A 12,288-nucleotide genomic window follows, 5' to 3' on the forward strand; every position below is an offset into this window, starting at 1 on the left:
GCTCGCCGACCGTTACCACGCCGGAGTTGTCCTGGCCTCGCTGATCCTCTGGCTCCGCGAACCAGCCAGGTGATCAATTGTCAGACACCCCCTAGCGAGGTGCTGCTGCGCCACCGGTCAGGGCGCAGTCCGGCCGGGTGAGCTTCAACCGGGAGCCGGTGGTGAGGCAGGCGGCGATCTGATGGACCTGCTGGCCGTAGCTGCGGCCCTGTACCGAGCTCACCGATCCGTCCCGGCCGACCTCGCAGGGGTTGTTCTCGGTGCACTGCTCGCCGTCCTCGTTGTGGGTGTTGTTGATGCCCACGACGGTCTCGCCGTCGGACGCCAGCAGTGCGCTGCCGGAGTGGCCGGCCCTGCTGGCGCAGTTGCCGGTGGTGGCGTAGCGCACCGCGTTGTCCTGTTGGTAGCTGGCCTCCCGCAGGTGCGGCACCACGGCCTCCACCGTGCACGACGGACGGTTGAAGTTGTAGGCCATGGTCAGCCGGTCGCCCTTGCGCATCGGGCTGGTGGACAGCCGGAAGACCTTCGCGCCCTCCGCGGCCAACTGCGCGTAGGTCTTGTCCAGCCGGTACAGCGCGATGTCGGTACCCGACATCGTCGCGTACACCAGTCGGGTCGCGCGGGCGCTTGCCCGGGGGTAGCCGGCGGGGTCGTTGATGGTGACCGGGCCCTTCAGGTCGGCCGGCCGGTCCACCAGCGCCGTTCCCGGCGCGGGCCGGCCGCTCGGCACGCAGTGGCCGTTGGTCAGCACCAGCGCCGGGTTCTTGGGGCGGGCGGTGGGCGGACGGACCACGGATCCCAGGCAGTTGCCGACCTTGGCCGCGCCCTCCACGTTCGGGATCGGATCGAGCGGCGGCACGTCGGTCCCGGTCACGATGCCGTTGATCCAGGCGGCGTTGGGTGCGACATCGGCGTAGAGGCCGGGGAAGTAGGAGTTCTTGTTGCCGGCGCCGACGACCGTTCCCGCCAGCACCCACTCGTCGCCCTCCCGGACCAGGGCAGGGCCTCCGGAGTCCGTCGTCCCGGGGCCGAGAGGGAGAGTGGTGCGGCCGATGCACAGCAGCGAAGCGGTATCGGTACCGTCCCAGCACTCCTCCATCGGCAGGACCTCGGTGTCGGCCTCGCGGAGCCTGCTGGGGAAGCACACGGGGTCGTTGAAATCGTCGCAGCTGTCCGAAGCCTGCCCCCAGCCGAGGACGCGGGCGGGCGTCCCGGCAACGGGCGTGGTCGCGGACAGCCGCACGGGCTTGGCCCGTACGGGGGTGCCCAGGTGCAGCAGCGCGATGTCCTCGCCCGGGGGGTCGTACGCGGCCGTACGCCGGTAGAACCTGTCGACCTCGGCGACCTCGCCGCCGGTGGTGACGTCCAGCGAGCCGACGCGGACCTTCCAGCCGCGGGGGACCCCCGCCTTCGAACCCGTCGGGGTGCTGGCGCAGTGCCCCGCCGTCACCGCCCACTGCGGAGCGATGAGCACGGCCCCGCAGCGGTGCCCGTCCGGGCGGGGAGCGTCGTACTGGAGCGAGACCATGAACGAGTACGGCTGGGTGGACTCGGTGCCCCCGATGACGGCCTGTGCCGGCAGGGCGGTGACCAGACTCGTGATCGCCGCCGCCCCCGTCGTCAGGACGGCGGCCGTCCTTCGGCTCATCCACGTGCGCATGTGTGACTCCCGTTCGTCCGCCGCCGGGCCCTCGGCCGGCGGCCATGTACGGAGGAACGGCACCGGGCCGTTCCGCATGGCCACGATCTTGAACGCGGAGGGTATCCGGTAGGCCTCACCCGCGCTTCAGGCACACTGCGGGAGCCACTCAAACGTGTTTCAGCGAGAGCCTCGACGCCCGTAACACGGTTGCGAGCCCTGGCTGCTGACCCTCCATCAGCAGAGCGGAGTGCGGCGTGGAGGCCGAGCCGTCGTTCCCAGCCGGGCCACTGCGCGCTCGACGGGTCGGCGCCAGCGGCGGTAGGTGGCCTGCCAGTCGGACTCGCTGTCGCAGCCCGCGCTCCGGCGAGCGTCGGATCGCCGCGTCGTCCTCCACCACCAGCAGGCCGATCAGGAAGAGCCGGAAGCCCGCACGCCGTGCCAGGTCCGCAGAGGTCCTGCCGACACCCGCGAAGCTGCCCGCGCCCGGACTCAGGCCGAGGCCACCGCGGCGGGTGCCGCTGATCTGCGTCGTGGCGGTCGGGTTCGCCGTGGCCGCGCTGTGGACCCCGCACCGAAGGGGCCTGCTCGCCACGTCACTGGCCTTGCCGGCGTTGGTGTTCTGCCCGGTCCGGCTGGTCAAGGCCGAAACCGGGCGGTCTGCCGTTGGGCGATCCGTGTCGCGGCCGGTGACGGATCTGGTCCGCTGAGTGTGGGGTGGTCAGCTGGTCGCGGCGGGACAGGAGTTGCCGGTGGCCGTGCCCGGCGACTGCCCGGTTGTGGGTGATGTGTCCTTGCACCCGGTACACCTCGGTTACACTCCGCACACCGTTCAGCATCGGAACCGGCGCGGGCCGGGAGGCGGTTCGGCGAATCCGCCCATGCCCGTGCCTTCAGACGACGAGGACTTCTTTGTGGCAACCGACTACGACGCTCCGCGCAAGGGCGACGACGACAGCTCGACCGACAGCATCGAGGAGCTGAAGGCCCACCGGAGCGACAAGTCGGGCTCCAGCATCGACGCCCTCGACGTTCTCGAGTCCGCCGATGGTGTGGAACTCCCCGGAGCAGACCTCTCCGGTGAGGAGCTCACCGTCGCCGTTCAGCCGATGATGAGCGACGAGTTCACCTGCAGCAGCTGCTTCCTGGTCCACCACCGCAGCCGACTGGCGCGCTTCAAGAACGACCAGCCGATCTGCCGCGACTGCGACTGACCGGGCATCGAGCCACGCGCCCACGCGTCCCTCACGGGGGCAGCGGGCGCTGCAGGACATCCTCGACCGCGGCACCGGCTCCCGATCACTTCGGGCGGGAGCCGGTGCCGCGTGAACGCGTGAGGGCTTCGGCGACAGTGTCCCGGCGAGTGGCGGCCGGATTGCCGCGGGCCGCGGGCGGGTGCCTCCGGGCGGCTCCCAGGGCCGAGTTTTCGCGACCCGCCGGCCGGGCATGACTGCGGCGGCAACCGCCACGCCCCGTTCCGAGGACTGAGGCCAGGTCATGCAGTGGTGGAGCGTCAGTGCCTTCGTCGTCAGCACCGTCGCGGTCGCCGTCCTCGCGAACCTCCGGGCGTTCCTGGCCTGGCGGCGCGCCGACCGGGCGCTCACCCGGGCACTGGCGGAACTGGACGAGCGTACGGGGGCGCTGTACCCGGCGACCCTGCTCGCCCACGGCCGGAGCCGCTACGACACCGTGGCCACCGGATGGGCGGCGATCCACCGCGCCAGGAGGCCGCTGCGGGACGGCGAGCTCGACCACCCGCTCACCGCCCTGGCCCGCGAGGTCGTCGACCGCGGACACCTGCAGGACGTCACCGAGCTCACCGAGGGACCGGACTTCCGTACCGCACACGGCGAGGAGGCCCGGTGGGTGGCCGACCGGATACCCGGGCCCGAGCAGGAGGGCAACCTTGTCCCGGCGTTGATGGGCTTCCCGGCGGTCGTGATCTCCGGCTGGATGGCGCTCTGCACGGTCGTGGGCCTGGCAGCCTGGCTGTCGCGGACGGGGGCGGCGGCGGACGACACCAGCCCGCCGGACGACGGCTCGGGTGCTTACGGCGGTGCGGTCCTGGCCGGTCTGCTCGTCTGGCTGGTGGGGTTCGCGGTCGTGCTCGCCGTGCAGGCGCTGTTCTGGTACCCGGTGCGGGAGCGCTGGCTGCGCAGGTTGCGGGACCGCAGCGCGCAGCTGGTCCAGCGCGAACTGGGTGATGCCCACGACGCGTTCCTCGCCGACCTGGGCAAGGGGGCCGCTGACACGCTCCGCGCTCGGGAGGAGAGGTGACGGTCACCAGGGCGCTCCGGTCGGCACGGTGACGGTCCGTCACTCCCGGGCCGCTGGTCACGCCCGCCGTCGACGGGGTGCCGAGGTGCTGTAGGGGGGTGCCCGATGTCCGGGGAGCGGACGGTGGTGTGAGAGGCTTCGGCGCTCCTTGCACCACGTCTCACCTGGGGGAATCCCGTGCGGGTCCTGCACCGCCGCCACCTGTTCACCGCTTCGGCGCTCGCGCTGGCAGCCCTGCTGACCGCGTGCGGCGGGCCGGCCGACTCCGGACCCGCCGCTCCCCGCGCGTCGGTGTCACCCTCGGTGGGCAGGTCCGCCGCCGCGGCCTTCGATCCGGAGGTGGCGCTCGCGAAGTCGGCGGGTGGCCGCTACTCGGCCGAGGTCGCCATCACCTCCGCGACGGACGGCGAGACCCTGCTGACCGGCTCGGGCACGATGAACCTGGGCGAGCGGCTCAGCGGCCGGATCGAGATGCGGGCGAGTGAACCGGACGAGTCCGGCCGCGTCCTGCGGCTCGAGACGGTCATGACCGAAGACGGCTCCTACGGCCGGGACCTGGCGGAGAAGGGTCCATGGCTGAAGGTGCCCGGGGACGCCGACTCGCCGCTGTCGGACTTCAGGGCCTACGTCCGGGCCCTGGCAGGCCGGGGCCCGGACGCCCGCAAGGGCGTGCAGCGGGCGGCGGACGGCACGTCGACCCTGCACCTCGCCGGCCGGTTCGAGGCGCGGGAGCTGGCCGCGCTCGACCCGCGAGCGGCCGGTGCGATGGCTTCCAAGGGCGTCGACGGATTCGACTGCGACCTGTGGATCGACCAGGAAGGCCGTTTGGTCCGTTACGTGCAGAAGATCGAGAGCAAGGGCCATCTGGTGGCGACCGTGGTCGAGTTCAAGAACTTCGGCGCCTCCCGGCCGGTCACAGCACCCGAACTGAACTGACCACCGGCGGCCGGCGGCCGACGAGGCGGGCGTGCACCTGATGCCGGAGCAGCGGCCGCTCGGGGGGCCGGTCAGCGGTGGCGTCCTCCGGTGCGCCGGGGACGGGCCGTCGGCTCGCTCTGCGGGGCGGCCGGGCGGGGCATGGGGACGGCCTCGGGTGGGGCGGTGGTCGGTGCCGGTCGGTGGTGGTGGCGGAAGGCGTAGACGGTCGACGCCGTGAGGCGGCCGGTCACCGCGAGGCCGGTTGCGGCCGCGCAGAGCAGGAGGGCGAGCCCGGCGTTCCCCGGAGCACTCAGCAGGGCGGCGACCGTGCCGACACCGAGGCAGACCATGGCGTACCGGACGCGGCGCCGGAACTCGGCGTCGTGCGGGGCGGCTGCCGCTCCCGCCAAGGCGCCTGCGGAGCAGATCAGCCCGGAACCGGCGACCAAGGCGAGCGGCGCGTCGGGTGGCTGCTCCAGGAGGTGGGATGCCGCGGCGACGGTGCCCGCTGCGGTGGCGGCCGTCACGGCGTGGGCGAGCAGGAGTCGAGGGCCCGTCACGGACGGCGCCTCGGTCCGAGTCGTGCCGTCCGGCGGGAGCAACGACGTTGGCGCGGAAGCCCGTTCGGGTCGGCGGCGCCGGAACACCAGGAGCACGCCGGCGAGCAGGGCGCCCGCGATCACCGTGCCTCGGAGGTACGGCATGCTTCCGCCCGGAAGGGCCGTCGGGAACCAGGTGGCCGTGACGAGCACGCCGAACGCACCCGCCGGCCAGGACGCGGCTCGTGCCCCGCGCAGCGTGTCGTGGGCGAGGGCGAACAGGGCGAGCGCCAGGACCGAGAGGACCGCCGTCAGCGCGAGGCCGAGCAAGGCGGTGTCGGTGAGCGGACGCCACCACATGCTGTGCACCTGGGCGGAGCGGCTCCCGTACGGCTGGCTCGGGTGGAGCGCGCACCCGGCGTAGAGCCCCGCGAACAGGCCCAGGGCGATCAGTGCCAGCCGCCCCGTCCCGGCGCGGCCGCCGCCCCAGGCGCCGACCGTGCGGCGGATGCCGGTCCCGAGGACGGCCCCGGCGGGCAGGAGGAGGGGGAGAGCCAGCCAGGTGTAGACCGGGCGCAGCGTGTCGATCTCCAGGAAGCCCAGGCGCCCCCCGGTCAGCATCAGCTCGAAGCTGTCGCCCAGCAGCAGATTGACGGCCAGCAGGGCGACGCAGCCGGTCAACGCGGCGTCCCAGAAGCTGAGTTCGCCGGCGAGGGCGGGGTGGCGCAGGGCGGCACGGCGTCGGGGGAGGGCGGGGTGGGTGCCGAACGGCAGACCGCCGCCGTCGCGTCCGGCGGCCAGGTCGACGAAGAAGGCGTCGAGGCTGCGCTGCAATCCCGCCCTCCGCCCTGACCGGGTGTCGTGGCCGTGGACGGCGAACGTGTCGGCGTGCAGTTCCCTGGACTGGAGGAAGGCGTTGCGGGCGGCGTACACCAGACCGGCCAGCACGGCCAGGTGGAAGGAGAGCTGCCCGAGGTACCCGCCGTCCCCGGCGTCACCCGACACGGCGAAGCCGAGGGCGGCGACGAGCAGGAGGAGGAAGGCTCCCCACAGCGCGCCGATGCCCTGGGTGACGTCGAGGTCGCGGTGGCGGATGTGGCCCAGTTCGTGACGGACGACCACCTCGAAGGTGTCCGGGGCCTCGTCGAACCGGCTCTCCATGCCGCTGCCGAGCTCGATGTGCCGGCGCCCCCAGTGTCCGAAGGCGACGGCGTTGGAGGTGTAGTCGCCCGGGTTCAGCCAAACTCCGTGGACGGTGACGCCGGCTTCGTCCGCCAGCCGGAACACCGCCGCCGCGAGGTCCGGCCGGTAGCCGGTCCCCGGGCGCAGCCTCAGCAGGCGGTGGCGGAGGATCTGCCAGTACGGCCCGAGCCAGTAGAGGACGAAGCCGCCCACCCCCAGGGTCCCCAGGGCCAGGCCGACTCGGAACTCGCCCCGGGGGACCGGGGGTCGGGGGCAGTGCTGCGCCAAGTACCGCTGCAGGGCCGGACCGTCCTCGCCCGCCACCTGCTGCGGGGGCCAGACCGGTGCCAGGCGGAGGATCTCGCGTTCGACGGGGGACAGCGGCAGTTGCAACTGGTACTGCCTGACCGCACCCGGCCAGCACATGGCGTACGCCATGCCGGCGTCCTCCTCCCGGCTGGTGGTGGCGGGGAAGGCGATCGTGACCGCCGCGCTCATCAGGGCGACGCAGAAGAGGAGGGCCCGGGCGAACACGTCAACTCCCGCTCGTCGCTGGGCCGTTCCCGCCCCCGTCTCCGGTGGTGTCCCCGTCCGGGTTCCCGTTCCCGGTGGTGTCCCCGTCCGGGTTCCCGTTCCCGGTGGTGTCCCCGTCCGGATCCCCGTCCGGGTGCCGGCGGTCGGCGGGGCCGGGCGCACCCGGGCCGATCGCCGGGGTGCCGGAGGCGCCTGCGGCCAAAGCGGCGACGAGCTCTGCCAGGACGGAGTCGGCGATCTGCTCCGCCCGTTGCCGGTCGGACGTGTGGCGCAGGGCGCCCGACAGCGCGGCCTGCCGCCAGCGGACCAGCTCCGCCGCGGTGGGTGCGGGAGGCTCCGCCTCCGGCGGCAGGTCCGGTTCGGCGGGCTCGGGCGGCTCCTGGCCGGCCCCGCGTCGACGGCGCCTCACCCGGTCCGAGAGGCGCGAGGCCAGCCGGCCCACCCACTGGGCGGACATCGTCCCGAGCACTCCGGCGGCCGCCGACAGCGCTGCGGGAGTGACCACGTCGGTCGCCAGCCCCACGATGTCGATGGACAGAGGCCTACGGCGCCGCAGGCGGGGGCGGAAGTGGCTCCGGGCGCGGCGCTCGAAGAGCGGGAGTTCCTTCGGGGCGACCTCGGCCACCACCGGCCGGGCGAGGTCGCGGATGATCCGACGGCGTTCCGCCCGGACCCGCCACGGGCTCACGGGCCAGGCGGCGTCCGATGATTTCGAAGTCGTCATGAGTGTGTGTCAGCCCCCCGTTGCGGTCCCGGACTCAGCTGCGACCGCGGTGATGTCGGACATCGGCCCGCGTGCCGCGACGTGTCGTCAGTATGGCCCCGTGATCTCACGCTGTCCGGCCATCGGCGCGATCGGGCTCCGGGACCGTTCTCGGGCCGCCCCCGGCTGGTCGGGCCGCACGGCGCAGAGGGAGGCCCCTCCGTCGAACGCGGCGGCAGAGCTCACTCGGGTGGCCGTCGATCGCCGCAGGCAGGTCCCGAGCCGCTGTCCTCACCACAGGGTCACCGTCGTGGGTGAGCCGGGCCGCTGTCGGACGGCGGATCAGTACGGCCTGGTGGGCTCGCAGTTGAACCTCCGGATGCACCAGGTTGCCGCGTTCGGGGAGCGTCCGGAGCAGTCCGATCACCCTGGCCCGGCATGCCCGTTCGGGGGCGGTCGCGGAAGGTGATGAGGGGCGGGTGCTCGACCGCGTCGGGGTCGGTCCGCGGGTCGTGGGCGTGCAGGCTGGATCGGCGCAGGTGGCCGGCGATCCGCAGCCACTGGCCGTCGCCGAACTAGGCGGTCAGCACCCCGAAGTCGACGTCCGGGTCCTCCGGCGCCTCGCTCGACGGCTTCCGTTCAGATCGGGCTGGGCATTGCGTGGGTGAGGACGCGATCTGCATCGATCAGGCAGGAGACCGTTCGTTGATGGAGGTCGCCGACGCGATCCAGCACGGTCACCCGAACGTACACGTCGGCCATCACCGCGAGGGCGGCCTCCGTGAACCATGCGAGGCGCAGGCGGCTGCCTGCGGGGCACACGCCGTTCGGTCCGAGTGATGTGAACCGGTAATCCTGCCCGGTCCTGAGGCCGCGGGACTCGGCCGCCGCCACCACAGCAGCCAGCGGCACCCAGCCCGTGGTGCGGGGTGACAGCGGGTCTCCCGTATCGACGAAGTCCACCCGGTAGTGGACCGACTGGACCACGACCGCGTCGTGGCCGCTGTTGGTCAGGAATCCCGTCCACGCGAGGTCTCCGCCCGGCGCGGTGTCCGCGGTGACCCAGGCGGTGTGGCCGAGCAGCGGGCGAACGGTGCGGGCGTACTGGGCTCGGGCGATGACCGCACCGACGCTGGCAAGCAGGGCCGCTGTCGCGCTCTGCGCGTCCAGAAGCTGCCACGACCACGGCCAGACCTGAAGTTTCCGGCCCGTCATGTTCTGCCGCACGACCATGTGGACGAACAACAGCACAGCAATGAACAGCAGCGTGTTGAGCGTCCAGATGACGAACGGGCTGCGCCGTACCACCCGCTGACGTAAGTCCATGAGATTCCCCCTGACGGATCCGCCGGTCGGCACCAGCGCTCCTCAGCGTCCTCCGCTTCGGACGACCGCGTAAGAGGGCCCTGGGGAATCGGAAGAATTTTCGCCGGACAGCGGGCGATGACGTGCTTGAGGCTCGCCGAACTTCGGTGAGACGGTGGCGGTGAAGGTGGTCGGCCACCTGGACCAACAGTCGTGGTCGCCAGCTGAGCTTGCTGGTTACGTCGGTTCCATGAAGAAGATCACCACGCTGTGCGCGCTCGCCACTGTCTCCCTCGTCCTGGCCGCAGGGCCGGCCCACGCCGACAACGACAGCAACTTCGGGCCGGGCGTCAACGCCGCCAACAACTGGAACTTCAGCGCTGCCGCCGTCTGCTTCCAGGAACTCGCCGTCATCCCCGTCGGCGGCGCCTGGAACGGCAACACCACCAACGAGTGCTCCCTCGGCAACGTCATCAACGACGTCGTCGGCCTCGGCGGCTGATGACTGACGGCTCGTTTGCGCGGGCGTCAGGCATCCAGGGGCCTCCGTCACCGACTCCCGGTCACCGACCAAGATCACTTGTCAATCGGTCGAGATCTCCTGACAGAGGACAGTCGGCTATCGGAGCTGGGCGGCGTCCGGCGTCCTGGCAGACCTGCGCCCGGTGGAGCGCGATCGTCCCACCGGTGGTCTTCACGCGGTCCCCGCCGCACCACCCGGTTTCCAGCCACCTGTCTGCCGTCGCGGCGGTTCCGCTGTCGAGGCCCTTCGCCGCGGCGCGGCGCCGGTCGCAGGGGTGGCGGCGATCGGAGACGTACGTGCCGAAGTGGGGCGCGCGGGGCGGGGGTTGGTACGACCGTCCGGGGGGCGAGGGGATGCCGGTCCGGGTCCGTGCCGGTGGGTGGAGCTGGTGCTCATGGCCCGTATCGGCTGCGGTGCCAGGCCACCTGCTCGGGGGTCATCGAGGACGAGATCTTCTGCACGTCGCCGAGGTGTCTGTTGTCCCCTCGCGCGGGCCGCCCGCGTCGGGCCCAGGTTTCGCGGGTCCGGTAGGTGAGGAGGGACACGTGGGAGGTGGGCTGCCAGTGCAGCGTGTACTCGGGGGCGTTGGAGTCCGGGACCTCCTCGAGGACGGTGCCGCGGTGGGCGAGCAGCCGTTGCAGTCGGTCGAGGCGCAGGTGGCGGTCGAAGCGGCCGTACCGCGCGCTGATCGCCGTGGGAACGGTGCCGGTGGCCCCGTATGTGAGCCGGTGCACCTGGACGGTGAAGTGGTGGCCTTCCCAGGGGTGGTCAGGTGATTGCCGGTGCCAGAAGAACTCGACCAGTCCGTAGTCGTGCCACATGGAGTCGGCGTAGACGCTGGACTCCGTGAAGTCGGGGCCGAGGATCGCGGTGACCTCCTCGGGGGTGTGCGTCGGCTTGGCGCCGAGCACCGTGCCGGATGTGATCACGTCCAGGTAGAACGCGAGCGAGTGCGGGGTCAGGTGCCTTCTCCTTGGCTTCGATGGGGGCCGGAGCCGGGTGTTGGAGCGGGTTGCTGCGGATCGTCGTCGCACCCGGGGTGGTGGTGAGGCGGGGGCCGGTGGGGAGATGGTGGCGTTCTTGCCGGGGGAGGGCAAGTCCTCGCCGGCTCGACGGGTGGTGGTTCGGGTGGGGTGGGTGTTGTCGGGTGGGGGTGTCAGAGTTGTGGTGGACGGGGCGGGTTGTCGGGGACGGGTGGGTTGGGGTGGTTGGGTTGGGTTTGGTGATCGAGAGCCGGCCGTCGGAGTCGGTGTACGTGGAGCGGGTGTGGCGCAGTCGCAGTGAGGGCGCCGGTCGGATGATGTCGGTGGCGACGCCGCACTGGGAGCTGGTGTTCTGGGAGCACCAGGGCCAGGTGCAGGCAGCGGTGCTGGGGCCGGAGGAGAAGGCGTCGTGGGCGCCGGTGCCGGGGGACGCCGCCTTCTTCGGGATCAGCTTCGCGTTGGGCACCTCGATGCCGCACATTCCGGTCAGTTCTCTGGTCGGCGGCAACGCGGAGATCGCTGACGTGACGCGGCGTTCGGTGTGGCTGAAGGGCTCCTCGTGGAGGGTGCCCGACTACGACAACGCCGAGGCGTTCGTCCTCCGGATGGTGCGCGAGGGCATCGTCGACCTGGACCCGGTGGTGCCGGCCGTGCTCGGCGGCGCCCGCCCCGATGTCTCCGACCGCACCCTGCAGCGGCGCTTCTCCGCGGCGACCGGCCTGACCCAGGGTGCGGTGCGGCAGATCGACCGCGCCCGGCAGGCGGCCGTGCTGATCCGGGAAGGGGTCTCGGCGGGGGAGGTCGTGCACCTGCTGGGGTACTTCGACCAGCCGCACCTGGCACGGTCGTTGAAGCGCTACGTCGGGCGGACGGCCACGCAGTTGGGCGTCGGGGACGCGGCGGAGCCGCTGTCGCTTCTGTACAAGACCTCGCCCGCGGTGCCCGCCTAGTGTTCGGGACGTAGCCGGAACGGGGTCCGGCTCCCCTCGCCGAGGGCGGGCTGTGGGCCCCGAGTTCATCGTGGAGGAATCATGCGCAAGGTCGTCTCGGGTCTGTTCGTCTCGCTCGACGGTGTCGCCCAGTCGCCGAACGAGTGGCAGTTCGCGTTCGACGAGGAGATGGGCGCGGCGTTGGCCGGCACGCTGGAGTCGGCCGACACGATCCTGCTGGGCCGGGTGACGTTCACCGAGTGGGCCGGGTACTGGCCGACGGTGACCAGCGGTGAGGACGCCGGCTTCGCCAAGTGGATCAACGACTCGCCCAAGCACGTCGTCTCCTCGACCCTGGACAGCGTCGAGGACTGGGCGAACAGCACCCTGGTCAAGGGTGACCTGGTGGCTGCGGTCAACGAGCTCAAGGCGGGCGAGGGCAAGGACATCACGGTCGCGGGCAGCCCGACGCTGGTGCGCTCGCTGCTGGAGCTGGACCTGCTGGACGAGCTGGTGCTGCTCATCCACCCGGTGGTGGCCGGCGGGGGCCGCAAGCGGCTGTTCGCCGACGACGGCGCGCTGACGAAGCTTCAGCTGGTGAGTGCCCAGCCGACCAGCAGCGGGGTGATCATCGCGACGTACCGCCCCGCGCGCTGAACGGAGCGCCGTGGCGGACCGTGCCGCGGACATGGCCGGTGCGCCACGGCAACCCGTCGGCCATGACCCCGGACCACGACGGCAGAGCGCGGGCGGGCC

11 protein-coding genes are annotated in these 12,288 nt (G+C 72.2%); 6 read left to right on the forward strand and 5 right to left on the reverse strand.

Annotation, left to right across the window (positions count from 1 at the left end; all coding sequences use genetic code 11):
* Window positions 1–91 precede the first annotated feature (91 nt).
* Window positions 92–1,660 carry a trypsin-like serine protease gene (locus ACWEPF_RS32220; protein ID WP_452175340.1) on the reverse strand — a complete coding sequence of 523 codons (1,569 nt, stop codon included), beginning with the start codon at window positions 1,658–1,660 and terminating at the stop codon, window positions 92–94.
* Between the two features lie 893 nt (window positions 1,661–2,553).
* Between ACWEPF_RS32220 and ACWEPF_RS32225 the strand changes: the two genes are divergently transcribed.
* From ACWEPF_RS32225 to ACWEPF_RS32235, 3 genes are all read left to right on the forward strand, one after another.
* Window positions 2,554–2,853: a DUF4193 domain-containing protein gene (locus ACWEPF_RS32225; RefSeq protein WP_345284610.1), complete on the forward strand. Its 300-nt coding sequence runs from the start codon at window positions 2,554–2,556 to the stop codon at window positions 2,851–2,853.
* A 283-nt stretch (window positions 2,854–3,136) separates the two neighbouring features.
* Complete coding sequence (locus ACWEPF_RS32230; RefSeq protein WP_452175341.1) at window positions 3,137–3,916, forward strand: hypothetical protein; 780 nt, start codon at window positions 3,137–3,139, stop codon at window positions 3,914–3,916.
* A gap of 177 nt (window positions 3,917–4,093) precedes the next feature.
* Window positions 4,094–4,852 (forward strand): hypothetical protein, encoded by a 759-nt coding sequence (locus tag ACWEPF_RS32235; RefSeq protein WP_452175342.1) that lies wholly within the window; start codon window positions 4,094–4,096, stop codon window positions 4,850–4,852.
* Between the two features lie 71 nt (window positions 4,853–4,923).
* Here the strand turns inward: ACWEPF_RS32235 and ACWEPF_RS32240 are convergent, their stop codons facing one another.
* The 3 genes from ACWEPF_RS32240 to ACWEPF_RS32250 all read right to left on the reverse strand — a co-directional run bounded on the left by ACWEPF_RS32240 (window position 4,924) and on the right by ACWEPF_RS32250 (window position 9,118).
* Window positions 4,924–7,089, reverse strand: a complete 2,166-nt coding sequence (locus ACWEPF_RS32240; protein WP_452175343.1) for a M48 family metalloprotease — start codon at window positions 7,087–7,089, stop codon at window positions 4,924–4,926.
* 1 nt (window position 7,090) lies between these two features.
* Window positions 7,091–7,813 (reverse strand): hypothetical protein, encoded by a 723-nt coding sequence (locus tag ACWEPF_RS32245; RefSeq protein ID WP_452175344.1) that lies wholly within the window; start codon window positions 7,811–7,813, stop codon window positions 7,091–7,093.
* Window positions 7,814–8,431: 618 nt separating this feature from the next.
* The gene (locus tag ACWEPF_RS32250) at window positions 8,432–9,118 is read right to left on the reverse strand and encodes a hypothetical protein (RefSeq protein ID WP_452175345.1); all 687 of its coding nucleotides are present in this window, start codon (window positions 9,116–9,118) and stop codon (window positions 8,432–8,434) included.
* Between the two features lie 229 nt (window positions 9,119–9,347).
* Here ACWEPF_RS32250 and ACWEPF_RS32255 point away from each other — a divergent pair, with 229 nt between their 5' ends.
* Complete coding sequence (locus tag ACWEPF_RS32255; RefSeq protein WP_452175346.1) at window positions 9,348–9,599, forward strand: hypothetical protein; 252 nt, start codon at window positions 9,348–9,350, stop codon at window positions 9,597–9,599.
* A 413-nt stretch (window positions 9,600–10,012) separates the two neighbouring features.
* On the opposite strand, the gene ACWEPF_RS32260 is transcribed toward ACWEPF_RS32255, so the two are convergent.
* Window positions 10,013–10,549: a hypothetical protein gene (locus tag ACWEPF_RS32260; RefSeq protein ID WP_452175347.1), complete on the reverse strand. Its 537-nt coding sequence runs from the start codon at window positions 10,547–10,549 to the stop codon at window positions 10,013–10,015.
* A gap of 284 nt (window positions 10,550–10,833) precedes the next feature.
* Here ACWEPF_RS32260 and ACWEPF_RS32265 point away from each other — a divergent pair, with 284 nt between their 5' ends.
* The gene (locus ACWEPF_RS32265) at window positions 10,834–11,553 is read left to right on the forward strand and encodes a helix-turn-helix domain-containing protein (RefSeq protein WP_452175348.1); all 720 of its coding nucleotides are present in this window, start codon (window positions 10,834–10,836) and stop codon (window positions 11,551–11,553) included.
* Window positions 11,554–11,634: 81 nt separating this feature from the next.
* The gene (locus ACWEPF_RS32270) at window positions 11,635–12,189 is read left to right on the forward strand and encodes a dihydrofolate reductase family protein (RefSeq protein ID WP_452175349.1); all 555 of its coding nucleotides are present in this window, start codon (window positions 11,635–11,637) and stop codon (window positions 12,187–12,189) included.
* Window positions 12,190–12,288 lie beyond the last annotated feature (99 nt).

It is taken from the genome of Kitasatospora sp. NPDC004289 (assembly GCF_053602875.1).